The organism is Microbacterium sp. USTB-Y, assembly GCF_023703415.1.
In the GTDB taxonomy this organism is placed as follows: domain Bacteria; phylum Actinomycetota; class Actinomycetes; order Actinomycetales; family Microbacteriaceae; genus Microbacterium.
The window spans coordinates 42,051-63,932 of the sequence record NZ_JAGMTU010000011.1; the positions used below are offsets into that span (position 1 = coordinate 42,051).

The 21,882-nt window shown below is 68.7% G+C and carries 36 protein-coding genes; 10 read left to right on the forward strand and 26 right to left on the reverse strand.

All coding sequences use genetic code 11. The annotated features are described in order from the left end of the window. Positions 1-266 precede the first annotated feature (266 nt). From J8G10_RS19505 to J8G10_RS18660, 3 genes are all read right to left on the reverse strand, one after another. On the reverse strand, positions 267-398 hold the full coding sequence (locus tag J8G10_RS19505; RefSeq protein ID WP_005050812.1) for a hypothetical protein: 132 nt from the start codon (positions 396-398) through the stop codon (positions 267-269). Positions 399-525: 127 nt separating this feature from the next. Continuing rightward, positions 526-771, reverse strand: a complete 246-nt coding sequence (locus J8G10_RS18655; protein ID WP_005050814.1) for a hypothetical protein — start codon at positions 769-771, stop codon at positions 526-528. Beyond that, positions 768-1,055: a hypothetical protein gene (locus J8G10_RS18660; protein WP_005050816.1), complete on the reverse strand. Its 288-nt coding sequence runs from the start codon at positions 1,053-1,055 to the stop codon at positions 768-770. The genes J8G10_RS18655 and J8G10_RS18660 overlap by 4 nt, the downstream gene beginning before the upstream one ends. A 159-nt stretch (positions 1,056-1,214) precedes the next feature. Here J8G10_RS18660 and J8G10_RS18665 point away from each other — a divergent pair, with 159 nt between their 5' ends. Both J8G10_RS18665 and J8G10_RS18670 read left to right on the forward strand, forming a co-directional pair. Continuing rightward, positions 1,215-1,475: a hypothetical protein gene (locus J8G10_RS18665; RefSeq protein ID WP_005050818.1), complete on the forward strand. Its 261-nt coding sequence runs from the start codon at positions 1,215-1,217 to the stop codon at positions 1,473-1,475. Then, entirely contained in the window at positions 1,475-2,656 is a 1,182-nt protein-coding gene (locus J8G10_RS18670) for a hypothetical protein (protein ID WP_005050820.1), read from the forward strand. The genes J8G10_RS18665 and J8G10_RS18670 overlap by 1 nt, the downstream gene beginning before the upstream one ends. A 55-nt stretch (positions 2,657-2,711) precedes the next feature. Here J8G10_RS18670 and J8G10_RS18675 read toward each other — a convergent pair whose 3' ends face one another. Together J8G10_RS18675 and J8G10_RS18680 are read right to left on the reverse strand one after the other, a co-directional pair. Continuing rightward, positions 2,712-3,296 carry a hypothetical protein gene (locus J8G10_RS18675; RefSeq protein WP_005050822.1) on the reverse strand — a complete coding sequence of 195 codons (585 nt, stop codon included), beginning with the start codon at positions 3,294-3,296 and terminating at the stop codon, positions 2,712-2,714. 139 nt (positions 3,297-3,435) lie between these two features. After that, complete coding sequence (locus J8G10_RS18680; RefSeq protein WP_251448505.1) at positions 3,436-4,080, reverse strand: hypothetical protein; 645 nt, start codon at positions 4,078-4,080, stop codon at positions 3,436-3,438. Between the two features lie 101 nt (positions 4,081-4,181). On the opposite strand from J8G10_RS18680, the gene J8G10_RS18685 reads away from it, so the two are divergent. Continuing rightward, positions 4,182-4,688, forward strand: coding sequence for a hypothetical protein (locus J8G10_RS18685; RefSeq protein WP_005050828.1), 507 nt, complete (start codon positions 4,182-4,184; stop codon positions 4,686-4,688). A gap of 73 nt (positions 4,689-4,761) precedes the next feature. Beyond that, positions 4,762-5,346: a hypothetical protein gene (locus J8G10_RS18690; RefSeq protein WP_005050830.1), complete on the forward strand. Its 585-nt coding sequence runs from the start codon at positions 4,762-4,764 to the stop codon at positions 5,344-5,346. Positions 5,347-5,382: 36 nt separating this feature from the next. Here the strand turns inward: J8G10_RS18690 and J8G10_RS18695 are convergent, their stop codons facing one another. The 5 genes from J8G10_RS18695 to J8G10_RS18715 form a co-directional block, all read right to left on the reverse strand. Then, positions 5,383-5,748 carry a hypothetical protein gene (locus J8G10_RS18695; protein ID WP_005050832.1) on the reverse strand — a complete coding sequence of 122 codons (366 nt, stop codon included), beginning with the start codon at positions 5,746-5,748 and terminating at the stop codon, positions 5,383-5,385. 120 nt (positions 5,749-5,868) lie between these two features. After that, positions 5,869-6,384: a hypothetical protein gene (locus J8G10_RS18700; protein ID WP_005050834.1), complete on the reverse strand. Its 516-nt coding sequence runs from the start codon at positions 6,382-6,384 to the stop codon at positions 5,869-5,871. A 123-nt stretch (positions 6,385-6,507) separates the two neighbouring features. Beyond that, positions 6,508-6,927, reverse strand: a complete 420-nt coding sequence (locus tag J8G10_RS18705) for a hypothetical protein (protein ID WP_005050836.1) — start codon at positions 6,925-6,927, stop codon at positions 6,508-6,510. 56 nt (positions 6,928-6,983) lie between these two features. After that, entirely contained in the window at positions 6,984-7,358 is a 375-nt protein-coding gene (locus J8G10_RS18710) for a hypothetical protein (RefSeq protein ID WP_005050838.1), read from the reverse strand. 122 nt (positions 7,359-7,480) lie between these two features. After that, positions 7,481-7,912: a DUF6573 family protein gene (locus J8G10_RS18715; RefSeq protein ID WP_005050841.1), complete on the reverse strand. Its 432-nt coding sequence runs from the start codon at positions 7,910-7,912 to the stop codon at positions 7,481-7,483. 110 nt (positions 7,913-8,022) lie between these two features. On the opposite strand from J8G10_RS18715, the gene J8G10_RS18720 reads away from it, so the two are divergent. After that, the gene (locus tag J8G10_RS18720; RefSeq protein ID WP_005050843.1) at positions 8,023-8,535 is read left to right on the forward strand and encodes a DUF1643 domain-containing protein; all 513 of its coding nucleotides are present in this window, start codon (positions 8,023-8,025) and stop codon (positions 8,533-8,535) included. A 45-nt stretch (positions 8,536-8,580) separates the two neighbouring features. Here the strand turns inward: J8G10_RS18720 and J8G10_RS18725 are convergent, their stop codons facing one another. The 13 genes from J8G10_RS18725 to J8G10_RS18785 all read right to left on the reverse strand — a co-directional run bounded on the left by J8G10_RS18725 (position 8,581) and on the right by J8G10_RS18785 (position 15,541). Then, positions 8,581-8,925 (reverse strand): hypothetical protein, encoded by a 345-nt coding sequence (locus J8G10_RS18725; RefSeq protein WP_005050845.1) that lies wholly within the window; start codon positions 8,923-8,925, stop codon positions 8,581-8,583. Continuing rightward, positions 8,922-9,206: a hypothetical protein gene (locus J8G10_RS18730; protein WP_005050846.1), complete on the reverse strand. Its 285-nt coding sequence runs from the start codon at positions 9,204-9,206 to the stop codon at positions 8,922-8,924. Before J8G10_RS18730 ends, J8G10_RS18725 begins: the two co-directional genes overlap by 4 nt. Positions 9,207-9,331: 125 nt before the next feature. After that, positions 9,332-9,910: a hypothetical protein gene (locus tag J8G10_RS18735; RefSeq protein ID WP_005050849.1), complete on the reverse strand. Its 579-nt coding sequence runs from the start codon at positions 9,908-9,910 to the stop codon at positions 9,332-9,334. Further along, positions 9,907-10,350 carry a hypothetical protein gene (locus J8G10_RS18740; protein ID WP_005050851.1) on the reverse strand — a complete coding sequence of 148 codons (444 nt, stop codon included), beginning with the start codon at positions 10,348-10,350 and terminating at the stop codon, positions 9,907-9,909. Before J8G10_RS18740 ends, J8G10_RS18735 begins: the two co-directional genes overlap by 4 nt. 113 nt (positions 10,351-10,463) lie before the next feature. Further along, positions 10,464-11,009: a hypothetical protein gene (locus tag J8G10_RS18745; protein ID WP_005050853.1), complete on the reverse strand. Its 546-nt coding sequence runs from the start codon at positions 11,007-11,009 to the stop codon at positions 10,464-10,466. A 134-nt stretch (positions 11,010-11,143) separates the two neighbouring features. Beyond that, positions 11,144-11,332, reverse strand: a complete 189-nt coding sequence (locus J8G10_RS18750; protein WP_005052851.1) for a hypothetical protein — start codon at positions 11,330-11,332, stop codon at positions 11,144-11,146. A gap of 119 nt (positions 11,333-11,451) precedes the next feature. Beyond that, positions 11,452-11,664, reverse strand: a complete 213-nt coding sequence (locus J8G10_RS18755; RefSeq protein ID WP_005052853.1) for a hypothetical protein — start codon at positions 11,662-11,664, stop codon at positions 11,452-11,454. Positions 11,665-11,828: 164 nt separating this feature from the next. Next, positions 11,829-12,101, reverse strand: coding sequence for a hypothetical protein (locus J8G10_RS18760; protein WP_005052845.1), 273 nt, complete (start codon positions 12,099-12,101; stop codon positions 11,829-11,831). Positions 12,102-12,223: 122 nt separating this feature from the next. After that, positions 12,224-12,622 (reverse strand): hypothetical protein, encoded by a 399-nt coding sequence (locus tag J8G10_RS18765; RefSeq protein ID WP_005052843.1) that lies wholly within the window; start codon positions 12,620-12,622, stop codon positions 12,224-12,226. A 145-nt stretch (positions 12,623-12,767) separates the two neighbouring features. Beyond that, entirely contained in the window at positions 12,768-13,166 is a 399-nt protein-coding gene (locus tag J8G10_RS18770; RefSeq protein WP_005052842.1) for a hypothetical protein, read from the reverse strand. A 158-nt stretch (positions 13,167-13,324) separates the two neighbouring features. Continuing rightward, positions 13,325-13,708 carry a hypothetical protein gene (locus J8G10_RS18775; protein ID WP_005052841.1) on the reverse strand — a complete coding sequence of 128 codons (384 nt, stop codon included), beginning with the start codon at positions 13,706-13,708 and terminating at the stop codon, positions 13,325-13,327. A gap of 109 nt (positions 13,709-13,817) precedes the next feature. Further along, positions 13,818-14,396 (reverse strand): hypothetical protein, encoded by a 579-nt coding sequence (locus J8G10_RS18780; protein ID WP_005052196.1) that lies wholly within the window; start codon positions 14,394-14,396, stop codon positions 13,818-13,820. 134 nt (positions 14,397-14,530) lie between these two features. Further along, the gene (locus tag J8G10_RS18785; protein ID WP_005052192.1) at positions 14,531-15,541 is read right to left on the reverse strand and encodes a DUF4192 family protein; all 1,011 of its coding nucleotides are present in this window, start codon (positions 15,539-15,541) and stop codon (positions 14,531-14,533) included. 63 nt (positions 15,542-15,604) lie between these two features. Between J8G10_RS18785 and J8G10_RS18790 the strand changes: the two genes are divergently transcribed. The 3 genes from J8G10_RS18790 to J8G10_RS18800 are packed head-to-tail and all read left to right on the forward strand — an operon-like array spanning position 15,605 to position 16,971. After that, the gene (locus J8G10_RS18790) at positions 15,605-16,120 is read left to right on the forward strand and encodes an FAD-binding protein (protein WP_005052190.1); all 516 of its coding nucleotides are present in this window, start codon (positions 15,605-15,607) and stop codon (positions 16,118-16,120) included. Continuing rightward, positions 16,117-16,416, forward strand: coding sequence for a Dabb family protein (locus tag J8G10_RS18795; RefSeq protein ID WP_005052188.1), 300 nt, complete (start codon positions 16,117-16,119; stop codon positions 16,414-16,416). The genes J8G10_RS18790 and J8G10_RS18795 overlap by 4 nt, the downstream gene beginning before the upstream one ends. A gap of 18 nt (positions 16,417-16,434) precedes the next feature. Further along, positions 16,435-16,971 carry a nuclear transport factor 2 family protein gene (locus J8G10_RS18800; RefSeq protein WP_052323124.1) on the forward strand — a complete coding sequence of 179 codons (537 nt, stop codon included), beginning with the start codon at positions 16,435-16,437 and terminating at the stop codon, positions 16,969-16,971. A gap of 49 nt (positions 16,972-17,020) precedes the next feature. Here the strand turns inward: J8G10_RS18800 and J8G10_RS18805 are convergent, their stop codons facing one another. Together J8G10_RS18805 and J8G10_RS18810 are read right to left on the reverse strand one after the other, a co-directional pair. Beyond that, positions 17,021-18,205 carry a 4-hydroxybenzoate 3-monooxygenase gene (locus J8G10_RS18805; RefSeq protein WP_005052183.1) on the reverse strand — a complete coding sequence of 395 codons (1,185 nt, stop codon included), beginning with the start codon at positions 18,203-18,205 and terminating at the stop codon, positions 17,021-17,023. 97 nt (positions 18,206-18,302) lie between these two features. Next, the gene (locus J8G10_RS18810; protein ID WP_251448508.1) at positions 18,303-19,025 is read right to left on the reverse strand and encodes an IclR family transcriptional regulator; all 723 of its coding nucleotides are present in this window, start codon (positions 19,023-19,025) and stop codon (positions 18,303-18,305) included. A gap of 111 nt (positions 19,026-19,136) precedes the next feature. Here J8G10_RS18810 and J8G10_RS18815 point away from each other — a divergent pair, with 111 nt between their 5' ends. Next, positions 19,137-19,787 carry a hypothetical protein gene (locus J8G10_RS18815; protein WP_005052177.1) on the forward strand — a complete coding sequence of 217 codons (651 nt, stop codon included), beginning with the start codon at positions 19,137-19,139 and terminating at the stop codon, positions 19,785-19,787. On the opposite strand, the gene J8G10_RS18820 is transcribed toward J8G10_RS18815, so the two are convergent. Further along, entirely contained in the window at positions 19,784-20,692 is a 909-nt protein-coding gene (locus tag J8G10_RS18820) for a LysR family transcriptional regulator (RefSeq protein WP_005052175.1), read from the reverse strand. The two genes, J8G10_RS18815 and J8G10_RS18820, sit on opposite strands and share 4 nt — an antisense overlap. Before the next feature lie 149 nt (positions 20,693-20,841). Between J8G10_RS18820 and J8G10_RS18825 the strand changes: the two genes are divergently transcribed. Then, positions 20,842-21,870 carry an amidohydrolase family protein gene (locus tag J8G10_RS18825; protein ID WP_005052173.1) on the forward strand — a complete coding sequence of 343 codons (1,029 nt, stop codon included), beginning with the start codon at positions 20,842-20,844 and terminating at the stop codon, positions 21,868-21,870. The last annotated feature ends 12 nt before the right edge of the window (positions 21,871-21,882 follow it).

Sequence of the window (21,882 nt, forward strand, 5' to 3'; positions counted from 1 at the left end):
GCGGCTGTGTCACGGAGCCGCCCCCGCGGCGGCGACCTGGTTGGGAGGACGGCGGGTCGCCGGGAGGGACATGGCGGCGAGCGCGGCGAGCGCTCGTCAGGCTGCGGTGTGGCGCCTGTCCCTGGGAGGGGAACGGCGTTGCGCGGTTCCCCTGGTTGTGGGTCTGTGGGTTCTCCCTCTACTCAGTTAGTAGTGAATGTGACATTTACTAGGGTAGGTGTTTCCTGCCCGGAGGTCAAGTGGCGATCTGGCCTGCATCTGCTGGATCAGCTCGCGGGTGCGCGGTCCTCGTCGGCGGGGCCGAGCCCTTCCCAAAGGTCGGGGCGGTTCTCGTGGATCCAGGCGCAGATGGTGGCCCAGTCCGCGACGCCGGACGGGTGCTGGTTGATGGTTGCCATGGTGTCCTCCCGGATCGTCGGCTAGTGAATGTGACATTCACAGCTTAGGGAGGGGGTCGGACATCGCTGGGGGACATCGCGAGTGCGTCACTGAGGGCGGCGGAGTTGCCGCCGCCCTCAGCTCGGTCTATTGCATCTGTCTGGCGATGCCGGCTGCGGCGCTGACGACTCGACGGGGGATGCCGAAGATTTCGGGAGGGCCGGACGCGACGCCGTTGCTCCACACCTTTCCGACGCGCCATCCGATGGGGAACCGGAGGGTGGTCGTGGTGTAGGTGGCCCCGGATTCGAGGGGGCCGGCGATCACACCGAGGGGGCTGACCTCGACGTACCACCGGCCAACGGTCTTGGAGCCGCCTTCGTGGCCGTTCATGCGCCGGCGTTCTCGAGCGGCTGCGCGACGTGTGCCGGCAGGGCGCGTAGCGCGGCGCGGGTCACCCACTCGTCGGCGGTCTCGTCGAACTGGCCGAGCTCGATGATCGGCCCCTGGTCGTCGTGGTGGATGAACAGCGACCCGTACTCGCGGCCGTCGACGTACAGGTAGATGTTCCCGGCGTAGGCGCCGATCTCGCCGTTGTCGAACAGCCCGTCGCGGGCGTCGGGTTCACCCAGGTCGATCTCTTCCTGGCGGTGCCCGAAGTTGAGGGTGAGCTTCATGGTGTCCTCCGTAGTAGGTGGTGAATGTGACATTCATAGGCTACGGTGGGGGTCCGACATTGCGCCGGCGAGCGAGCGATGCACTCTGTGTCCGCGAAGCAGCCGGGATGCGGCCTATACCCCTCAGACGGGCACAAGCCCGCGACGAGAGGAGGAGCGATGCCGAGTCGCGAAGAGGTAGACGACGTCCTGCAGCGCGTGGGGCTGGCGGCGATCTCGTACTACCCAGAGATTCACATCGACGAGCCGGACTACACCGTCGACACCGACGTTGATTGGTGCCTCGAGCCGGTGACCGACCTGACCGATGAGCAACGCGCCCCGCTGCGAGAGGCGGTCGGCCTGGCGATCACCAACCCGACAGCTCACCGGTACGCCCTGTTCCAGACGTTGCTCGAGCTGGCGCCAGCGGAGTCGTAATGTCCGCCGGCGTCGACGACTCGTCGGCGCGACCGGTTGGCGGACCAACCGACCCTCACGCGGCATGGCTGCGAGCGGGTCAGGCACGCCAGCAGGCGAAGCGCGCCGAGCAGGAGCAGTCGGCTGCGGCGAGCGCTGCGGCCGATCCGAAGCGGGACTACGCGAAGCGGTATCGCGAGGAGCATCGCGAGGAGATCCGCGCGTACCGGGCGAAGTATCACGCGGAGAACCGTGACGAAGTGAACCGGAAGAACCGGGAGTACATGCGGGAGCGGTCGCGGAAGATGCGAGCGCAGAAGGAGCGGCGCGAGAAGGACCGCGAGCGGGTGCGGCGGTGGACCGAGGCTAACCGTGAGCGCAAGCGCGAGACGATCAGGCGGTGGCACGCGGAGCACCCAGAGAAGACGGCGGAGTACTCGCGGCGCTACTACGAGCGCAACCGTGACGCGGTGCTGGCCAGGGCGAGACAGCGTCGAGATCAGAGCCCGGAGAAGGTGAAGGCGTCGTCGCGGGACTGGCAGCAGCGCAACCGGGAACACCTGACCGAGTGGCAGCGGCAGTATCGGGCTGAGAACCCGGATGTGTATGAGCGGGCGCTGCAGTCCAACCGTGAGTCGAAGCGGCTGGCTCGCCGCCTCAAGTCGTTGGGGTTGCCGGCAAAGCGCGTGCGTCGGTCCCCGGCAGCAGAGCGGCGAGCGCATGAGGCGGAGTCGCGGGAGTTCTTCGAGCGGGACCGGGCGGTGAGCGCGCGGAAGCGGGTCATGGCGGAGTACACACCGCTGGATCAGGCGGCGCTCGAGGCGTGGCGGGCGAGGTCGCCATTGGCGCGTCGACGGGATGCGCAGCTGTCGCGGTTCCGGCGGCAGCTGCGCACGGGCGCGGGCAGGATATCGGAGATCCGTGAAGAGGTTCGGATGGATGCCGTTGCACGGCGACTGCGGGGAGACAGCCTCGACGCGCCCGCGGAGCTGCGTCAGCGGGTCTTCGACGCCGCGGGAGGCCAGGAGTACCTCGCGGCGGGTGGCGATCGCCATACGGCGGCGCTGATGCTCGAGGAGTCCCTAGATGGGCTGGTCAAGCCTGTCGCGCTCCCGGATGGGCGGGGGATGGTGTGGGTGCCGGAGCACACGCGCGCAGGACGGGAGATCGCCGGTCACTGGCGCCGGCGCCCCGGCGCGTGAGCAGCTGCGCGGTGAGGACTGCGGGGCGTCCCTGTGTGGGGCGCCCCGCACTCGCTCAGCTGGCTGCGGCGAGCGCGTAGCTGCGTGCCCGCCAGCGGGGGATGCGCACGCGCACGCCGTGGTGGTCGATCACGCGGAGCACGTCGCGCCCTTCGACCTCGAAGACGGTCTCCGTGGTGGTCTGCAGCCCTCCTCCGAAGGTGAACGGCTCTGCGAAGCGGATGTGGTCGCCGCGGCGGACGCGGGGCTTGGCTTCCTCGAGCTCGAGGTTCGCCCAGCAGGCGGCGCGCCACTGGTTGGCGTACTCGTGGTCGGTCGGGGTGAGGGCCTCGAGCACCCGGCGGGGTGCGTGGACTGCGCCGGGGCCGACCGTCTCGTCCATGTCCTTGTACGTGAAGTTGTAGTAGCTGGACGGGGCGACGGAGTAGAGCACGACGAACGCGAAGACCTCCCCGGCGTGGGGGTGGCCGTCGTTGTAGCGCACCGCGGCGTAGAACTCGTAGGGCCAGTCGTAGCTCCCGCCGATGTAGTCGGGGTCGCGGCGGGTGCCGCTGGCGATGATCGTGGCGTTGGTGAAGTAGTCCGCGAAGTAGTCGCTGACGCTGACGCCGGCCGTCTTGTGAGTGGATGTGGCACCCATGGTGTCCTCCTCGGTTGCTAGTGAATGTGACATTCACAGGCTAAGGGAGGCCTCCGACATCGCCGACGTGACAGCAACAACGACGGCGGCGGGATGGCGAGCGCGAGCGCGGGGCCGAGCTCGGGGGAGAGCGAAGGGGCTACCAGGCCTCGGGGTCAAGAAGTTCGTCAGCGACATCGACGAAGTAGTCGTCGTCTTCACTCCATGCGTAGAGGCCCTCGAAGACCACGCCGATTGCAAACGTCATCACGACGAGTCCGCCCCAACGGCCGATGAACTCCGAGTAGGAGTCGAAAGCTCTGTGCTCTCTGGCTCGCTCGAAGATCTCGTACATGATCTTGCTTGACTCCTCGTCCCAGCGTTCGGTGAAGGATGGGCGCGCGATTGCCCCGGTGAGAACCTCGTCCTCGAACCAGGGATCCAGGAGGCTGAGCGTCGTCCCGATGATCTGCGCGGGGGTTGGTTCTTCGTCGGGGGTCATCCCGGTGAGGAAGTCGGAGAAGTCTTCGTAGTCGGCCTCCCACAAGTACTCTGCAGCGAGCCGTATCGCGCGGAACGCCTCTTTTCGAGCCTCACCTGTAGGCACCGCCATGATGAAGTTGTGACGTTGGATCGCCACCTGTAGGCCATCGTTGATCTCGTCGATTGTGTAGGCCTTGCCGCTGTCGAGGTCGATGTCACTTTCGAGAAGCAGCGGCTTGAGCTGCTTGAAGAGTTCAGCTGCCAGCCCTGTCTCTACACGCCGCCCGAAACTGTCGCGGCCGCTGCTGTCTACGTTGGGCATGAACGAGTCTCCTCATCAGGCGTCTGTAGCTCAGACCATAGCCGAGGGGTCTGTTGCCCGGAGCCGGGACATCGCCTGTGGTGCCGTGAGACGATGCGTCGATGAAGACGACCCATCGCGACGGCGAGGCGGGTGGGCTGCGGATGCCGGCCGTGTGGGATCGGGCCTCGCTCGAGGCGGTCGGGTTCGTGGGGTTCGTTCGATTCGCGGATCTTGCGGCCGCGAGGGTGCCGACTGAGGCGGGGATCTACGTGGTGCTGCGTCCGGCGGCGACGTCGCCGGAGCTGCTCGAGCTGACGCGAGCGCGGGCGGGATCCGCCTACCCTTTGGATGACCTCGCGGCTCGGTGGGTGTCGGGGACGCCGGTGCTGTACATCGGCAAGGCAGAGGCGAAAGTGGGCGGGCTGCGCAAGCGGCTGGGGCAGTTCGCGCGGAAGGGTGCCAGCCACCAGGGCGGGCGTTCGATCTGGCAGCTGGCCGATCAAGACGAGCTGCTCGTTGCGTGGGTGACGACGCCGGAGGAGTCCGCGGAGGACGTGGAGGTTCGCTACCGCGCCGCGTTCGCTGACGTGTTCGGTCGCTGGCCGTTCGCGAACCGGAAGCGATGAGGGCAGGCGGTTGATGAGAGGGGTTTCGCCGGGGATCTAGGTTGCTACCGCGGGCCTGTGTACGCTCTCGGCCATGAGGGCAGACAGGTTTGAGGACGTGGAACTTGGCGCGTTTGAGCGCTTCTATGACGAGCGACCCTTCGAGGGGCGCAGCTATCCCGGCCCATACTTCGAGACCGAGATCGCGTCGGGCATGAAGCGCGGGTTAGCGGTGTCCGTGGAGGGGCCTACGGTCGATGACGCGCGGGCGCTCATGGATCAGGTGAGGGCCATTATCGCCCGCCCGCTGCCCACCCACGAGATGTACTCTGCGCTGCTCGAGACATTCCCCAAGGCGTTCCCCTGGAATACCCCAAGACAGATGAGCTATGCCGTCACGCCGAGTGCCATTTGCGTCGGAAGGGAGGGAGACTACTCAGTCCACTTCGACGTCGACTCGGAAGACGACACTCAAGTCGACTATTGGCCTGTCGTGTGGCTTGACCGTGACGGCAACATTCTGAGCGCTCACGCCGATGGCGGACGTGGCGAATATCCCGGAGGTCGGGACTACACCCTCCCGGAGGCGACCGAGGCGTTGGTGCGATCCTGGCCGTCGAAGAACATTTGGGCAGAGGACATCGCGACCCGTCTGGACAAACTGGACGGGCTGGGCTGAGCCCCGCGTTCGTCGACGGGGCCCAGCGCGGCGGTGTCAGCCTCGTGCGGCTGCCAGCTCAGCGTCGATCCGGCGCCGCTCGCCGCCGGGGTGAGTGCTGCCCAGCAGCACGACGCGGCGATCCCATGCGACCTCACCCGTGAGCGAGTCGACCCAGTCGGTGACGTCGGCGCGCTGCGCCTCGGTCAGCTGGTCGACGGCCAGGCCGGGCAGGATCGTATCGGGCAGGGTGAGGGTCTTGCGCAGGTACTCGAAGTCAACCTCGTTGCGCCAGGCGCGCTCCGACTCGATGAACCGGTCGATCTGCGCGTTGTCGGGGTGCCACTGGCATCCGCCGATGCAGGCCTCCTCGGGGTCGACGGACTGAAACCAGACGGCGTGTACGGTGCGGTTGGTGGTCATGGCATCCTCCCGGATTGCTAGTGAATGTGACATTCATAGGCTACGGGGGGCCTCCGACATTGGCAGCGGCGAGCGCCGCGAGGGGCGGGGCGGGCGGTGTGCCCGCCCCGCCGGGTTGGGTTACTCGCGCTCCCAGTCGGTGACTTCCGCGTCGATCGAGTCGGCGACGTAGTTGTCGGATCGGAGCGACTCGATCACGTCTTCGACGGTGTACGCCTCGATCGCGAGGTCTTCCGCTTCGTCCGACGTGCGGGCGGTGACCGAGACGGTAACGCGCTGGGTCAGTGTGACGGAGAGGGTCACCCGGAAGTCGCGCTCGCGCGGGGTGCCGCCGATCGCTTCCACGAGCCGGTCGTACTCGGAGCAGAAGCCCTCATCGTTGGCGATCTGCTCACCCTTCTCCCAGATCGCCGCGAGCCGGTCGTCGGCGGCGTCGGTGATCGGCAGTCGCAGCCTGTCGATCTCGCGCTGCTGCCGTTCGACGGTCAGCGCGAGATCCGCGGCCTGCGCCTGGGCGGCGACGAGATCGGCCTGCGTGCGGGCCATCTCCCCGACGTAGGCGCCGCGCCGCTCGGTGACCGGGGCGGGCATGTCGAGCTGGCCCTGAGCGAACTCGATGTTGGTGGTGGTTGCCATGGTGTCCTCCTTGGAACGTAGGCGGTGAATGTGACATTCACAGGCTACGGGGGGCCTCCGACATTGCTGCGGCGAGCGCGGCAGTGCCCCGCCGGTAGATCCCGGCGGGGCACTGGGGGAGGTTCAGCTGGCGGGTGGTGTGAGTGCCGCGAGGAGTGCTCTGAGGGCGTCCACAGCCCCGTCACGGGCCTCGAAGACGGCATCCATGGTATCGGCCTCTGTGGAGCGCTCGGCCTCCTCGATCGCCGCCTGTGCGGCGCCGGTCAGCTCGCGCAGGCGGGCGGTGTCTGCGGCGAGCGCGAGGGGTGCTCCGTGCTCGGTGATGTGCAGCGTCCATCCGTCGCCGGTCGGGGTCGCCCACACGGTGGCGATCGCCTGTCCTTCGGCGTTGTCGAAGTCGACCTTGCCGAAGTCGTCGCCGTGGTGGGCGAGGATGCGTGCTCGGTCGTCGACGGGCATCGAGTACAGGTGGGAGTTGCTCGGCGTCCAGGTCGCCGGTTCGGCGCGCTGGCCGGTGTCGTAGGGAGTGAGTGCGGTGGTCATGGCTGGTCCTTTCGTCAGAGGGTCGGGGGCGGGCGCGGTGCCCGCCCCCGGTGGTGTCAGCGGGTGAGCAGCCCGGCGATGATCCTGTCGACGGACTCGGCCGAGACCGTCACGGCGCAGGGGATGCAGACCTCTGTGCGGGTGTGGCGGATGTCCTCGTGGTCCAAGATCGTGACGACGTAGTTGCGGGCGTCCTGGACGCCGCACTCGGCGCAGGAGTATCCGACCGGCGGGGCGTCGGTCTCGGTGTCGTCGTCGATGCCCTGGCGGGCCAGTTCGACGGCCTGGCCGACCCAGTAGGCGACGGCCTGGTCGTCGACGACGAACGCGCCGTCGTCGATTGCCTCGATGAGCGAGCCGCCGTGGTTGCTGGTCATCCGCTCGAGGATCGTCCGCGAGATCTCGTCGACGGTGAGTGGTGTGGGTGCCATGGTGTCCTCCTTGGAACGTAGGCGGTGAATGTGACATTCACAGGCTACGGGAGGCCTCCGACATTGCTGCGGCGAGCGCGGCAGCGCCCCGCCGGTAGATCCCGGCGGGGCGCTGGTGGGGGTCAGTCTTCGCCGGGGAGGGCGATGATGATGCACGCCTGGCCGGTGAGGTTGTACCCCTCGATGCTCACGCGGAGTCGCTGGCGGCTGGCGGTGGTGGCGGTGCTCGGGTTGCCGGAGCGGGTGGCGTTCGGCACGCGCAGCACGTAGGTCTCGCGCGGGACGAGATCGCCGGCGACCTGGCGGGCGGTGGGGCGGATGACGTTGAGCACGTCCCAGAATCGGGCGTCCTCGCTCTGCCAGTCGCCCTCGCGGGTCCACTGCACCGCGGCCTCGTAGGCGGCGCGGGTGAGCAGTACCGTGAGCCGGTATCCGGCCTCGAGGGCGGTGGCGGGGTTGAAGTGCAGCAGCAGCCCGTCTGCGACGGCCTCCTCTGCGGTGTAGACGGCGATGATTTCTGCGCCCTTGAACGGGTTTTCGCTCTGCTCGGTCATGGTGTCCTCCCGGATCGCTTGCTAGTGAATGTGACGCTTACACTCTAAGTGAGGGGTCAGACATTGGGCCCGGCGGGTGAGCGCAGGACGATGGGGAGACGGCGGCGTGCATGACTGAGACGTGGATCTACGAGCGCACGGCGGACAACTCTGCGCGCTTCGTGCTGGGGACGGTGGGCGTAAACCCTCTCGTGTGCGTCGGTGTGAACCCCAGCACCGCGGCGCCGGGAGACCCGGATCGCACCGTCAGCAAGGTCATGGGGTTCGCGGCCCGAAACGGGTTCGACAGCTGGGTGATGCTGAACCTCTACCCGCAGAGATCCATCGACCCCAAGGGCATGCACCTGGTGCACGACCCCCAGCTGCAAGCCGATAACGAGCGACACATCGCCGATCTCATCGGCGGACGCCAGCTCACGATCGTCGCCGCGTGGGGCGAGCTGATCCGATCCCGCCCTTACCTCCCGCAGATGCTTGAGGGCATCGCCTCGGTGACGGATGCCTCCGGCTGTGACTGGGTGTCGATCGGCGATCTGCTCAAGAGCGGGCACCCCCGGCATCCGTCACGCGCCCGCTACGCCTGGCCGTTGCAGAGCTTCGACGTGGCGAGCTATCTGGCCTAGACGTGACGGTGCCCCGCCGATTGATCCCGGCGGGGCACCGTGCGGCTATTCCTCGTCCTCCGACCATTCCAGGCGGGGGTCGAAGTGGAACCGCTCGCGGGCCTCGTTGTGGGCGAGGTCGTCGCTGCGGGCCACGTACTCGTCCTCGCTGAGCCGGGAGCCGTGGCCGTTCGCCCAGGGGAGCGGGTCGCGGTCACCGTCGCTCTCGGCCAGCCAGGTCTCGCGGATGATGTGGTCAGCGGTGCCGGTGTGCCCCAGCTCGTCGAACAGGTCGGCGAGGATGCGGCCCTCGGTCATGTTGATCGAGCTGAACACGTCGTCATGCCACCTGCCGATCATGTCGGCCGCGGCCGCGACGACGGCGAGGTCGGGGATCGTTCCGCTGCTCATCGCTGCACCTTCCCCAGTCCCCAGTCGGCTCGTTCCTCGTCGGCCATCCACACGGCCCGGTCGAGCGCGTGGTGAAGGTCGACGCCGCGCGCGTCGGCCAAGTGCACGAGATCCGTGAGCACGTCCCGGATCGCCTGGTCCGGCTCGCTCGGCTCGTCGTCGTACCAGGCCGCGATGAGCGTGTCCGTGCGGAACCGCGAGCGCTGCATGGTGTCGGTCTCGGTGTTCGCGTGCAGCTCGCGGCTCATCGTGAGCTCGAGCTGCGTGGTGGGGTTTGCCATGGTGTCCTCCAGGATCGTTGGCTAGTGAATGTGACATTTACAGCCTAGGGAGGGGGTCAGACATTGGCCGCGGCGAGCGCGACGGTGCCCCGCCGGATGATCCCGGCGGGGCACCGATTAGAGCGTCAGCGGCGGATGCCGCGCGCCCAGTAGAGCGCCCACGGCAGGTCGAACCGTGCCGCGATGCCGTCGTGGGCGATGTGCAGCGCGCTCGCCGCGTACCGGCGCGTGGGGAGCGGCTGGATGCGCTGCGGGTGCACGTCTCGCTCGGGAGCCTGGTGCGGGGTGCTGCCGGTGAGGATGCGGCGGGCCGTGCCCTGGTAGGCGCGGTCGGCGTAGCCGGTGATGACCTGGAAGGCCACGAAGCCGGGCCCGCCCCACGGGGCGGCGTACTCCGTGTCGAACAGCCTCCACGTCTCGGTGATCGTCCGCGCGGCCGGATCGAAGCTGCGAGTGTGGATGACCGCCTCCGGGTCGTCCGGCCGCTCGGCCTCGATCGCGTCCAGCGCCGTGCCCAGCCGGTCGAGCACGCGGCGAGCGCGGGCGATCTCATCGCGGCTGCTGAGCGCGTCGTGGTCGCCGCGGTCGATCGAGTGCACCCACTCATCGCAGGCCCACGCGGTGAGCGGGAACGTCTCAAGGCATGCCCAGTCGCGGAACGCCTCGACGATCGGGTTGCGCCGGGTCGCGCTCGCCGCGGTCACGGTGCCACCACCCGCAGGGAGCGCAGCCAGTCGACCTCTTGGGCGTCGAGAACATGCCCGGTCGTGATCCAGTCGGCGGCATCGTCGGTGCCGTCGAGATCGCGGAGCGTGTACACCTGGCGGGGGGCGTCGTCGTGTTCGGGGTTGCCGTCGTAGATCGTGCCGTCGTTGAGGAACACCCGGATGCGGCCGGTGCTCTCGGTGGTGTCGATCTGCGCGACGGCCGCGCCGTCGATGAGGGACACGTACCCGTGCACGTCGATGCCTGCGGCCTCGCCTGCGTGGTCGGCGACGGCCCGCTCGGCGGCGCCGGTCGCGAGCGCGCGGATCGCGTCGGCGTCCACGTCGCCCTGGCCGAGCGCTTGGGTGAGCCCGTCGATGTCCTCGTAGTTGAGCGCGATCGTCTCGGCGACGATCTCGCTGATCGGTTTGGTTGCCATGGTGTCCTCCCGGATCGTTGGCTAGTGAATGTGACGTTCACAGCCTAGGGAGGGGGTCGGACATCGGCGCGCGCTCGCCGCGAACGTGGGGCGCTCGCCGATGTCCGGGCGGGCTACATCTGCCCGACATCCCGCGCCATGCGCTCGCGGAACGCCGCGCACGCCGCGTCGATGACGGCGGCACGATAGGTGCTGCTCTCGCCCGCGGGGAGGGTCGCGAGCGCGTCTCGGAGGGCGGTGCGGGTGCTGTAGTGCAGAGCCTCGGATGCCTTGTGCGCCGAGCGGGTGCTGATGTCGTGGGTGATCCGCTCGATGATCTCCGGGACGGTGAGTGGGGGCAGCTCGAAGCGGTAGCCGGCGAGGTCGGCCAGGATGATCGCGCGCTGCCGATCGGTGAGCGGGGTGCCGTACCCGCTGCTGGGGTACAGCTCGAGGTCTCCGCTGCGGCCAGCCCGGATGTTCACGCGGACGTAGGGACGCTCGGCGCGGCCGATGCGCACGTTGCTGATGCGCTCGCCGCTGTCGGGGTCGATCGGGCAGAGGTCGGCGCGCGGCTCGCCGAGTGTGGGGCCGGGCTCGTGACTGCGGGCGTCGGAGACCTCCCAGGTCAGTCCGGCCGCGGTGAGTCGGTCGCCGAAGGTGAGGGGTGCGGTTGCCATGGTGTCCTCCCGGATCGTTGGCTAGTGAATGTGACGTTCACAGCTTACGGGTGGGGTCGGACACTGCGGCGAGCGCGGCAGCGCCCCGCCGGTCAGTTCCGGCGGGGCGCTGCGGGAGGGGTCGTGCTCGTCGCCTACTGGGGGGAGAGGGCGTTGGTGACCTGAGTCTTGATCTCTTCGGCGGCGAGGATCATCGCGCCGTCCTTGTGTGACTCGCCGTAGGCCGCGATCACGCCCGCGATCGCGCCCCATTCGGCTGCGGCCAGGCTCACGGGGATGGGCTTCGGCTGTGATCCTGCGGGCGATCCGCTCTCGCTGGTCATGGTGTCCTCCTGGGTGTCAGGTAGTGAATGTGATGTTCACAGTCTAGGGCGGGGGTCGGACATTGCGGCGAGCGCGACAGCGCCCCGCCGGTAGATCCCGGCGGGGCGCTGTCGGTGGGTCAGTAGTCCTCGTCGGTGCGGGCGAGGGTGTCGATGATCCGCAGTCCGTTGTGGAGGGGGATGGTGACGGTGGACAGGAGCGTGTAGCCCTGTGCGCCGTAGGCGTTCAGGTCGTCGTCGCGCTGCTGGCGAGCGCGGTTGCTGGCGATCTCGCCCTCCGCCTCGGTGTACTGGCGGGTGTCGATGGTGATGAATCGAGTGCGGTTTGCCATGGTGTCCTCCCGGATCGTTGGCTAGTGAATGTGACATTCACAGCCTACGGGTGGCCTCCGACATTGGAGCTGCCCACGGGTATAGGCCTCGGTTTCGGGGGTTCGCAGACATCGCAGGGCGGTGCCCCGCGACCGTCGCCGCGAGGCACCACACGAGGGGCTGGCTATGCGCCGGGGCACTCGGTGTCGATGTCGTCCTGGTCGAGCGGCAACAGTCCGCACGCCTGGCAGGTCGTCGTCCCGGTGAAGCGGCCGCTCTGCCACTGGTGGGCGAGCGGCTCGGCGGGTGCGTCCTCGTCGTCGGTGTCCATGGTCGCGGTCGCGCCGCAGTCCAGGCACCGGGCGGCGACGTCGCCGTTGAGGGTGACGACGACGCCGGGGACGCCGGAGAGCCATTCGATGTTGGCGTGGTCGCAGTCGGTAGTGGTGGTGGCCATGATGTCCTCCCGGAACGCTGGCTAGTGAATGTGACATTCACAGTCTAGAGAGGGGATCGGACATCGGCGGCGAGCGCACGCGACGGTGCCCTGCCGGTCGTCCGGCGGGGCACCGCGTGGGGTCAGGCCGCGTCGAGCGGCGTCCAGTCCCGTTCGTGGGCGGGGGTGTAGTCGATCAGCGCCGCGAGGCGGTCGCGTGCGGCCTGTAGCGCCTCGATCTCGGTGTCGTTGCTGTCGCCCTCGGCGGCGGCGAAAGTGTCCTCGATCAGACCGGCGATCTCCTTCTGTGCCGCCTCGTCGATGAGGGTGAGGCGGGCGATCTCGCCGTCCGGGTAGCGGGCATCCAGCGCCGCGGCGTCCTGGTAGTCGAAGGCCCACTGCTCGCCGAGGATCGCGAACGCCGCGGCGATGTCGCGGCCGCGGTCGCCGGTGCTGATCGCGACGTAGCCGCGGTTCAGGCCGGTGCCGACGTGCGGGTGCAGGTCGGCGTGGTCGGGGCCGAAGGTGATGTAGGTGGTCATGGTGTCCTCCCGGATCGGTTGGTAGTGAATGTGACGTTCACAGTCTAGGGCGGGGGTCGGACATCGCCGCGGGGTGTCGGTCGTGGGGTGCGTGGTGCGTGAGCGCCCCAGCCGAGGCGTAGGGCGCTCACGTCGTGGGGTGTGGCTACGCCTTCCAGGTGCCTTCCCAGCCCTCGGGGAGACGCACGCCGTGCTCGCCGTGCTCGTCGGTCTGGTGCAGGTACACGAGCACGTCGCCGGGGTCGGGGTCGGCCTCGTACTGCGGCACGGTGCGCTCGATGGTGTTGATCTGGCCGACGCTGTTGTAGCGCACGTCCACGTCGATCGCGCGCAGGTAGCCGTCCTCGACGTTGACGTGCTGATCGCAGCGCGGGCACCACAGCACGACGCGCTCGCCGTAGTCGGTCGGCTCGTCGAGCTCGACGATGCGCAGCGCGGGGAAATCGGCTGCCTCGATCTCGTGCATGACGCTCCACAGCCGGTCGATCAGGTCGTCGGCAGGGATGCGGGGAGCGGCCGCGGCCGCGGGTTCGGTGGTGGTCATTGTGTCCTCCTGGGAACGGTGAAGGCCTGCGGCGAGCGCGGGCGGGGATTAGAACTCGAGGTGCTCCCGCCGAGGGGAGGGGCGTGTAGCCGGCTCCCCTCGGGTGGGTGGTGCTCGCCGCCGCCGGGGTAGGTGTGCACCCGGCGGCGGCGAGGGGGTCAGACGGCTTCGACCAGCCCAGGGCTGACGCGCCAGCCGTTGGCGAGCGTGTACGACTTGGGGTTGGTGCGGACGATGAGCGTCTCGACTCCGGCCAGCCCGTCACGGGTGGTGCGCGGGTTGGCGACGATGCGCACGCGGGTTCCGGGGATCAGGCTCGGCAGCGCGGCCGCGGTGGCTTGCAGGGCAGCGGCGAGCGCGTCGTCGCTGTGCCCGGTCGGCTCGACGGTGGCGGTGCGGGCGAGGGTGTACACCTTGCCGGGTTCGGTGAGGGCTGCGATCTTCGCCTTGGTGCGGGCGAAGTCGATCAGCACGTACTCGGTGCCGCGGAAGCGGAACGTGTCGCCGGGGGTGCGGGTGATGAGGGTGGTGGTGTCGGTCATGGCGTCCTCCTTGGACTCTCGACGGTGAATGTGACATTCACAGGCTACGGGTGGCCTCCGACATTGGGCGGGGCGGGCGGCGCGGTCTGCGCGCCCGCCCCGGCGTGGGTCACTGGGCGGCGATCGCCGCGGTGATCTCGGCGGTGACCCGCTCGCGCTTGGCGTCGGCATCGCGCCCCGGCTCGAAGTGACCGAACGCGGTCAGGTACGCCTCGATCTGCCCGCGCAGGTACTCGGTGTTGCTGGCGTCGGCGTTGAGGCCGATGATCGCGTAGCGCGCTGCGCTCGCCGCGGCCCGCCAGCCGCTCTGCGTGAGGCCGTGGGGGTCGCCCTCGGGGAGCGAGTAGGGCTGCTCGATCTGGCCGTCGCGCGCGGTGTACTTGGTGACGGTGCGCTCGGTGACCACGACGGCATCCAGATAGTCGGGGTCGCCCTGCCCGCCGAGGGGCACCCACACCTGGGGGTCGTCGTCCGGGTGGTCGGCGTCGATGCGAGCGAGCAGGGCGGGCATTGCGGGGTCGAGGGTGAACGGGTCGCTGAGGCTGTAGTCGTCCCAGGCCTGGCGCAGCTCGTCCGGCTCGATGGTCGTCCATCCCTCGTCGAACTCGGCGCGCAGCGGAGCGTGGAAGCGGATCGCGCGCTCGACGGCTGCGCGGATGTCGTGGACGTTGTTGATGGTCTCGGTCATGGAGTCCTCCCGGAACGATTGCTAGTGAATGTGACATTCATAGGCTACGGGTGGCCTCCGACATCGCGCGGGGACATCGCGAGTGCGTCACGGGCGAGTGCCCGCCGGGGTGACCGGCGGGCACTCGGTGACGCTCAGCGGGCGAACGCCCAATCCGGGAGCACGGCTGCCGAGCAGAGGGTCGCGACGATCTGGCTCATGCCGTGGTCGGGGTCGATCGCGAGGGCGCGGTCGGTGTAGACGGTGGCGTGAGTGGATCGGCCCAGCGCCCAGGACAGCCAGGCGGCGGCGGCGAGCAGGTTGGGGCGCTCCTGGTCGTCGGCGTAGGCGGCAAGGTGGCGCACGAGCGCGAGTCCCGCCGTCAGCCGGTCGGCGTCGGGGCGGTCGCCCTGTCCGTAGAGGGTGCGGGCGATGCTCTCGGGGACGGGTGCGCCCATGATCGAGTGGCCGATCTGCGCGGCCAGGGCACGGGTGCCGTTGCCGCGGTCGGTGGCCCACTGGATGAGGGCCACGTCACGCCACAGCGGGATGCCGATGCCGGTGAGCAGGATCGCAGCCTGGCGGGTGTCGAGGTCGGCGGGGTCACCGGTCAGGGCGTCCTCCGCGACGGCGACGAAGTCCGCGAGGGCATCGTCGTCCATCCGCGCGGCCGCGAACGCGATCCGGGCGGCACGCGCCGGGTCGGCGTCGGGGATGCTCGCCCCGGCGGTCTGGGATGCTGCGACCTTCTCGCGCAGCGCGTCCGGGGTCGCGATCTCGGCGACGGGGCGCGGTGCCTCGCCGGTCAGGTGGCTGCCGTAGCCGTCGCTGGCGACGTAGAGCACGTCCACCAGGTGCAGTCCCTGCCGGTCGGCGACATCGGCGATCTGCTGGCCGAGATCGCGGGTGCTGTCGGCGTCCTCGGCGGCGTAGATCACGGCGGCTACCCCGGTCACGCGCGGCACTCGGCAGACCAGCCCGAGGCTGGTGTGCGCGAGCGTCGCGGCATCCGCGTCGAGGTCGAGTCGCATCGCCCCGATCGTGCGCGACGCCTCGAAGGGCACGAGCACGAGCGAGTCCTGCGGGGTGAAGCCGAGCAGCGCGGGCACGAGGCCGAGGAAGTCGCGCGGGGTGCCCGCCTTGATGGTGGTCGGTGTGGTGGCCATGGTGTCCTCCCGGAACGTTGGCTAGTGAATGTGACATTTACAGGCTACGGGAGGCCTCCGACATTGGTCGATGCACGCCAGGAGCCGACTCCCGACTGGCTCGTCGAAGGAGCAACCCTCGGAGAGCTCGCCGGGAAGATCGACGTTCCCGCCCAGGCGCTGGCCGAGACGGTCGCGCGATTCAACGAGCACGCCGCCCGTGGGGAGGATCCGGACTTCCACCGCGGTGCGAGCGCGTACGACCGCTACTGGGGAGACGAACAGAACCCGTATCCCAATCCCAGCCTCGCACCGCTCGAGCAAGGCCCCTACTACGCTCTCGCCGTGGTGAACGGCTGCTTCGGCACCAGCGGAGGGATCGCCACCGACGGCCTCGGAAGGGTCCTCGACGCAGACGGCGATGCCATACGCGGCCTGTTTGCGGTCGGCAACGCCTCCGAGAACGCCTTCGCCGCCGGCTACCCCGGCGCCGGCGCCACGCTCGGTCCGATCATGACCATGGCCTACCTTCTCGGGCGTACCGCCAGCGGCGCGTCGATCGGCGACCTGAGCCTTGCCGACGGAGCCGGGGCACGATGATCCGTCACGTCGTGTTCTTCTCGTTCGCAGCGAACCATGATCCTGCCGTGCTCGAGGAGTGGCGCGACCTGCTCGATGGTCTGCTCGGAAAGATTCCCGGCCTGGTCCGACTGTCACACGGCCCCGACGTGATGCGCAGCGAACGCGCATGGGACTATGCACTCGTCGCCGACTTCCGCACCCTCGACGATGTCCGTGCCTACGCGACGCACCCCGCGCATCTGCCGCTCTTCCCTCTCTCCGGAGCGATCTCGGAGCAGATCGCCTCGGTCGACTTCGAGATCGACGAGCAGTAGAGGAAGTACCCAGGCGCCGTGAAGAGCGAGGATGGTTTCTCGATGCCCCGAGTACGTGCGGTCACCCCCACCGTGGCAGAGGAGCTCCGCGACCTGAAGGCACGCTATTTTCACTACGTCGACCTGAAGCAGTGGGACGAACTGCGCGGACTCTTCGTGGACGACTGCGTCTTCGAAGGACTGTGGGCCGCCGCGCCCGACCCCGACACGTTCGTGGAGAACCTGATGCGCAACATGACCGAAGAGGTCGTCAGCGTCCATCACGGGTTCATGCCGCAGTTTCGGCGGATCGATGACTTCTCGGCTCGCGGGCGCTGGGCCATGACCGACTATCTGACGTGGCCACGCGGGTCACGAGGGTATATGGGGATCACCGTGCCGGAACAGAGGGGGATGCGGGGATATGGCTACTACGAGGAGCTCTACCGACTCACCGAGTCCGGCTGGCGCATCGCCTTCATGCGACTGAGCCGGATCCGCATGGATCCCATCGTTGGCGACGCGCCTGCGATCGACTACCCGGTGGTTCCCGCGGTCCCCGGCTGGCTGGACTGACGCCGACCCGCGGGTGCCGCACCCTCTGGTCCGAACCGTGAGCGCCGGCTCAGGTGAGGGTGTGGAGGGGCCAGCCGGTGTATGCCTCGGCGAGGAAGCGGCGGCCGGCTTCGGACTCGACGACGGATTGGAGCTCTCCGAGCTGGCGGAGGCGGTCGAAGTCCCTTGCATCGGGGGCGACGTGAAGCATGCTGGTCATCCACCAGGAGAAGTGCTGGGCCTTCCAGATGCGGTGCAGCGCCGTCTCGGGGAAGGCCTCGACGAGGCGGCTGTCCCTCTCGAGCAGAAGCGCGCGCAGCGCGCGCTCGAGAACGAGGACGTCGGCTACGGCAAGGTTCATGCCTTTCGCGCCGGTGGGCGGCACGGTATGGGCGGCGTCGCCGATGAGTGCGAGGCGGCCGCGAAGCAGTTCGAGGGCGACGAAGCTCCGGAATCGCAGCACGTCGCGTTGGAAGACGGGGCCTTCCTTGAGCGTCGTCCCCGGCACCCGCTTCTGCAGTTCTTCCCACAGTTGCTCCTCGGTGAGGGTGCTGGGGTCGGTGCGGGGATCGCATTGGAAGTACATGCGCTGCACGGTGGTGCTTCGCTGGCTGATGAGCGCGAAGCCATCGGGGGAGTTGCTGTAGATGAGCTCGTCGGCGCTGGGCGGCGCCTCGCAGAGGATGCCGAACCAGGCGAACGGGTACTCGCGGAAGTGCCCGCCTGTGTGGGAACCGGTTACGGCCTCCCGCACGACACTGCGTGACCCGTCGGCGCCGACGACGAACTCGGCCTCGATCTCGAGAGGCGATCCGTCTGCGCCGGTGGCGATGACGCGTGGGCGGTCGGACGCGGGGTCCTCGATACGATGCGCCGTCACGCCGAAGCGCAGGTCTTGGCCACTGGAGAGCCGCGCGGCGATGAGATCCTTCAGGACTTCGTGCTGCGGGTACAGCCACACACCGCGGCCGACGAGGTCGGCGAAGTCGATGCGGTGTCCGCTGCCGGCGAAGCGGAGCTCGATGCCGTCGTGGCGGTCTCCCAGGGTGCGGGCGCGGCTGAACGCGCCGAGCGTGTCGAGCACCTCGACGGTGCCCTGTTCGAGGATGCCTGCCCGGATCGTGGTCTCGATCTCTTCACGGGAACGCTGATCGATGACGACTGACTCGAGGCCGGACGCCGCGAGCAGATGCGACAGCAGCAGTCCGGCGGGTCCAGCGCCGACGATGGCGACGCGGGTGCGGATGGTGGACATTGGGGCGTCTCCTTCGACGTGACAACGGATGCCTCGCTCAGTGTGAACCCGGTTCAGACGGTCGAACGCCGCATTCCCGTTGAACGGGAGACGCCGACTATCGGGGGGACCGCAGCGTGGCCTCGATGCCGGTCACGGCTTCTCGCAGAGCGATGATCGCCGCCGTGTGCGGCGCTTGTCGTGGTAGCACCACGGAAAGCGCGGCGACGACTTCACCTGCGTCGCGGATCGGCACGGCCACGCCGGTCGAGACGGATTCGATCGAACCTTGCGCGATCGCCACGCCATCGCGACGCACGCCAGCGAGGAGACGGCGTAGACGTCCGGGATCGGTCACCGTCTCGGGTGCGAGAGCGCGCAACGGCTGGGCGAGCACGCGTTCGCGGAGATCGGCGGGAGCGTGCGCGAGCAGGACGAGGCCCGACGAGGAGGCGTGCAGCGGTAGCCGCCCAGCGATCCGTGTGATGTTCGCACCGGCGTCGGGGTGCGAAAGGCGTTCGAGGAACAGTGCTTCGTCCTGTTCGAGAACGGCGAGTTGGGTGTGCTGGCGGATGTGCGTCTGCACGCGCTCCATATAGGGGAGCGCCGCCTGGCGCAGACGTAGCGCGGTCGACCCGCGGAGGGCCAGTTCCCACAAGCGCATTCCCAGGTGGACGCGGCGGTCCTCGTCGCGTCCGAGCAGTCCGGCGTCGACCAGCTCGTCCACGATCCGGTGCGCGGTGGACGACGGCAGCGCCGCTCGGCGCCCGATCTGACTGGCCGACTGCACCGAACGATCAGCTGTGAACGTCTCGAGGACGCGCACGATGCGGTCGATCATCGAGTCGCTGGAGGGCGAGTTCGCCATGCGCTCAGGATGACACGGCTCGCGTCGACGGTGTTGCGGCGATGGTTGGTCCCCTGCCTGACGCGACGGCGGTAGCCTCGGCTCATGGTTTCTGTTCCGGATGCTGCAACGGCTTGGGAGCCCCTCACGCCTCATGCTGTCGCTGAGCTCCTTCGGGTCGGTAGCGCCCGCTGGTGGCTGTCGGGCGGGGTGGCCCTGGAGCACTGGCTGGGCCGGACGATCCGCGAACGGCCGAACACGGACGTGAGCACCACCCAAGGCGGGCTGCCGCAGCTGGTCCGGGCGTTGCCTGCCGGTTTCACCGCCTGGGCGCCTGCGGGGGAGGACGCCGTCATCCCCTGGGCCGACGCGCCCGACGATGCCGATGTGCAGCCGGTGCGGATTCAGGACGAGCGCTCCGGCGCCTGGGTGCTTCAGGTGAACGTCGAGGATGGGACGGAACATGCCTGGCTGTACCGGCGAGACCCGCGGCTGCAGTTGCCGTGGGATCGCGCCGTGCTCGAGGTCGACGGCATTCCGACCGGTGCGCCCGAGGTGCAGCTGGTCTGGAAGGCGTTGCGGCCGCGGCCGGAGGATGACCTCGACAAGGACGTGGTGCTGCCGCAGCTCTCGGACGAGGCCCGGTCGTGGTTCGAACGGGCGATCCTCTCCGTCCACCCGCACTCGAACTGGTCGATCCACGTGCGCAGCCCTTTCGCGCCCGCGAAGGCAAGCTGGAACCGCAAGAACGGCTAGGTCGGCCGGTGGTCGTCGGCGGCCACCGCATCCAGCACCACCGATCGGAACCACGTCTGCGCGGGAGACATGCTCAGTTCGCGTCGCGTGTAGAGCGCGACCGGGGTGCTCTGGCCCGGCCACGGCAGCTCGGCGATGCGCAGACCGGGGAACCATCCGCAGAACACCTCGGCCACGTGTCGCGGCAGCAGCACGACGAGATCGGTCGCCTCGAGCACCGCGGGCACGGTGGCGTACTCCTCGACCGTCAGCGTCACCTGCGGCATGAGTCCCTGTTCGATCATCGCCTGGAGCGGGTACACGTGGCCGCCGCGGGAGGACACCCGCACGAAGCGGCGCCCGACGAACATGTCCGCGGCGGTCGGAGGCAGCGGATGGGCACGCGAGGACAGCGCCACGTACTCCACGTCGCGCACCGGTGTGCGCCACAGCCGCGGCGAGTCCAGCAACGACACCGTGATCGCCAGGTCGATGGTGCCCCGGACGAGCCCGTCTTCCACCTGATCCGCGTCCAGCCGCCGCACCTGCAGGTGAAGGTCCGGCGCCTCCTTCGCGAGCACCGGCATGATCGGCGGCAGGAAGGTCTGCTCGCCGATCGAGGTCAGCGCGAGCGAGAGCTCCCCGCCGAAGCTCGCGGGATCGAAGGCGTCGGGCGCGCTCACCACGGCATCGATGCGCGACAGTGCCTCGTGCAGCGGTCCGAACAGCTGCCGGGCACGCGGGGTCGGCACCATCTCGTTCCCCTGGCGGCGGAACAGGTCGTCGCCGAACCGCTGCCGCAACCTCCTCAGCGTGTAGCTGACCGTCGGCTGCGTGACGTGCAATCGCTCGGCGGCGGCGGTCAGACTGCGCAGCTCGTACAGCACGACGAAAGTGCGCAACTGGTTGAGATCGGTGAGCGACATCGCATTGATCCCATCTATACGGTTCGGCTCCTACATCTATTGGACCATACCCATAGAGCGAACTAGAGTCAGGGTGACAGCACCGGCACCGCTGCCGACGTGGCACGCACCACCCGGCACCGACCCGATCACAGTGACGAGGACGCACGTTGATCATCGACATCCATGGCCACTACACCACGGCCCCCGCGCAGCTGGGAGCGTGGCGCGATCTGCAGATCGCGTATGCGGAAGGCGCGGGCGAGGCGCCCGACCCGGCCGCGCTGCGGATCAGCGATGACGACATCCGCGAGACCATCGAGGCGAACCAGTTGCGGCTGATGGACGACCGCGGCAGCGATGTCACGGTGTTCAGTCCCCGTGCATCGTTCATGGCCCACCACCTCGGCGACCTCGCCGTCAGCGAGACCTGGGCGCGCATCTGCAACGACCTCGTCGCGCGGGTGTCGCAGCTGTTCCCCGACCGTTTCCTCCCGGGCGCGATGCTCCCGCAGTCGCCGGGCGTCGACCCGAAGACGACCCTCGCCGAACTCGACCGGGCGGTGAACGATCTGGGCGTCGTGACCGTCAACATCAACCCCGACCCGTCCGGCGGACTGTGGACCGCCCCGCTGCTGACGGACAAGAGCTGGTATCCGCTCTACGAGAAGCTCGTCGAGTACGAGCTGCCCGCGATGATCCACGTGAGCACCTCGTGCAAGCCGCAGTTCCACACCACCGGCGACCACTACCTGGGTGCCGACACGACGGCATTCATGCAGCTGCTCAAGGGCGACCTGTTCCGCGACTTCCCCGACCTGAAGCTCGTCATCCCGCACGGCGGCGGCGCGGTGCCCTATCACTGGGGACGCTTCCGCGGCCTGGCGATGGCGCTCGGCAAGCCCGAGCTGGAGGAGCACCTCCTGGGCAACGTGTACTTCGACACGTGCGTGTACCACCAGCCGGGCATCGACCTGCTCACCGGGGTCATCCCGACCGAGAACATCCTCTTCGCGAGCGAGATGATCGGCGCCGTCCGCGACGTCGACCCGCGCACGGGCCACTACTTCGACGACACGAAGCGATACGTGGATGCGACCGGGAACCTCACCGACGAACGACGCGGACAGGTCTTCGAAGGCAACGCCCGCCGCGTGTACCCGCGCCTGGACCGCGCCCTGCGAGCCCGCGGCCTGTGACCTCACCCTGGA

Excerpts from the sequence above, each read along its gene's own strand:
- J8G10_RS18710 (WP_005050838.1), bottom strand. The coding sequence starts at position 7,358 with ATGGCACCCACACCACTCACCGTCGACGAGATCTCGCGGACGATCCTC.
- J8G10_RS18670 (WP_005050820.1), top strand. The coding sequence starts at position 1,475 with ATGTCCGCCGGCGTCGACGACTCGTCGGCGCGACCGGTTGGCGGACCA.
- J8G10_RS18695 (WP_005050832.1), bottom strand. The coding sequence starts at position 5,748 with ATGACCACCAACCGCACCGTACACGCCGTCTGGTTTCAGTCCGTCGAC.
- J8G10_RS18690 (WP_005050830.1), top strand. The coding sequence starts at position 4,762 with ATGAGGGCAGACAGGTTTGAGGACGTGGAACTTGGCGCGTTTGAGCGC.
- J8G10_RS18815 (WP_005052177.1), top strand. The coding sequence starts at position 19,137 with ATGGTTTCTGTTCCGGATGCTGCAACGGCTTGGGAGCCCCTCACGCCT.
- J8G10_RS18660 (WP_005050816.1), bottom strand. The coding sequence starts at position 1,055 with ATGAAGCTCACCCTCAACTTCGGGCACCGCCAGGAAGAGATCGACCTG.
- J8G10_RS18765 (WP_005052843.1), bottom strand. The coding sequence starts at position 12,622 with ATGACCACCTACATCACCTTCGGCCCCGACCACGCCGACCTGCACCCG.
- J8G10_RS18785 (WP_005052192.1), bottom strand. The coding sequence starts at position 15,541 with ATGGCCACCACACCGACCACCATCAAGGCGGGCACCCCGCGCGACTTC.
- J8G10_RS18715 (WP_005050841.1), bottom strand. The coding sequence starts at position 7,912 with ATGACCGAGCAGAGCGAAAACCCGTTCAAGGGCGCAGAAATCATCGCC.
- J8G10_RS18740 (WP_005050851.1), bottom strand. The coding sequence starts at position 10,350 with ATGGCAACCAAACCGATCAGCGAGATCGTCGCCGAGACGATCGCGCTC.
- J8G10_RS18810 (WP_251448508.1), bottom strand. The coding sequence starts at position 19,025 with ATGATCGACCGCATCGTGCGCGTCCTCGAGACGTTCACAGCTGATCGT.
- J8G10_RS18685 (WP_005050828.1), top strand. The coding sequence starts at position 4,182 with ATGAAGACGACCCATCGCGACGGCGAGGCGGGTGGGCTGCGGATGCCG.
- J8G10_RS18770 (WP_005052842.1), bottom strand. The coding sequence starts at position 13,166 with ATGACCACCACCGAACCCGCGGCCGCGGCCGCTCCCCGCATCCCTGCC.
- J8G10_RS18750 (WP_005052851.1), bottom strand. The coding sequence starts at position 11,332 with ATGACCAGCGAGAGCGGATCGCCCGCAGGATCACAGCCGAAGCCCATC.
- J8G10_RS18705 (WP_005050836.1), bottom strand. The coding sequence starts at position 6,927 with ATGACCACCGCACTCACTCCCTACGACACCGGCCAGCGCGCCGAACCG.
- J8G10_RS18775 (WP_005052841.1), bottom strand. The coding sequence starts at position 13,708 with ATGACCGACACCACCACCCTCATCACCCGCACCCCCGGCGACACGTTC.
- J8G10_RS18725 (WP_005050845.1), bottom strand. The coding sequence starts at position 8,925 with ATGAGCAGCGGAACGATCCCCGACCTCGCCGTCGTCGCGGCCGCGGCC.
- J8G10_RS18730 (WP_005050846.1), bottom strand. The coding sequence starts at position 9,206 with ATGGCAAACCCCACCACGCAGCTCGAGCTCACGATGAGCCGCGAGCTG.
- J8G10_RS18760 (WP_005052845.1), bottom strand. The coding sequence starts at position 12,101 with ATGGCCACCACCACTACCGACTGCGACCACGCCAACATCGAATGGCTC.
- J8G10_RS18720 (WP_005050843.1), top strand. The coding sequence starts at position 8,023 with ATGACTGAGACGTGGATCTACGAGCGCACGGCGGACAACTCTGCGCGC.
- J8G10_RS18665 (WP_005050818.1), top strand. The coding sequence starts at position 1,215 with ATGCCGAGTCGCGAAGAGGTAGACGACGTCCTGCAGCGCGTGGGGCTG.
- J8G10_RS18795 (WP_005052188.1), top strand. The coding sequence starts at position 16,117 with ATGATCCGTCACGTCGTGTTCTTCTCGTTCGCAGCGAACCATGATCCT.
- J8G10_RS18675 (WP_005050822.1), bottom strand. The coding sequence starts at position 3,296 with ATGGGTGCCACATCCACTCACAAGACGGCCGGCGTCAGCGTCAGCGAC.
- J8G10_RS18655 (WP_005050814.1), bottom strand. The coding sequence starts at position 771 with ATGAACGGCCACGAAGGCGGCTCCAAGACCGTTGGCCGGTGGTACGTC.
- J8G10_RS18755 (WP_005052853.1), bottom strand. The coding sequence starts at position 11,664 with ATGGCAAACCGCACTCGATTCATCACCATCGACACCCGCCAGTACACC.
- J8G10_RS18745 (WP_005050853.1), bottom strand. The coding sequence starts at position 11,009 with ATGGCAACCGCACCCCTCACCTTCGGCGACCGACTCACCGCGGCCGGA.
- J8G10_RS18680 (WP_251448505.1), bottom strand. The coding sequence starts at position 4,080 with ATGCCCAACGTAGACAGCAGCGGCCGCGACAGTTTCGGGCGGCGTGTA.
- J8G10_RS18820 (WP_005052175.1), bottom strand. The coding sequence starts at position 20,692 with ATGTCGCTCACCGATCTCAACCAGTTGCGCACTTTCGTCGTGCTGTAC.
- J8G10_RS18780 (WP_005052196.1), bottom strand. The coding sequence starts at position 14,396 with ATGACCGAGACCATCAACAACGTCCACGACATCCGCGCAGCCGTCGAG.
- J8G10_RS19505 (WP_005050812.1), bottom strand. The coding sequence starts at position 398 with ATGGCAACCATCAACCAGCACCCGTCCGGCGTCGCGGACTGGGCCACC.
- J8G10_RS18700 (WP_005050834.1), bottom strand. The coding sequence starts at position 6,384 with ATGGCAACCACCACCAACATCGAGTTCGCTCAGGGCCAGCTCGACATG.
- J8G10_RS18805 (WP_005052183.1), bottom strand. The coding sequence starts at position 18,205 with ATGTCCACCATCCGCACCCGCGTCGCCATCGTCGGCGCTGGACCCGCC.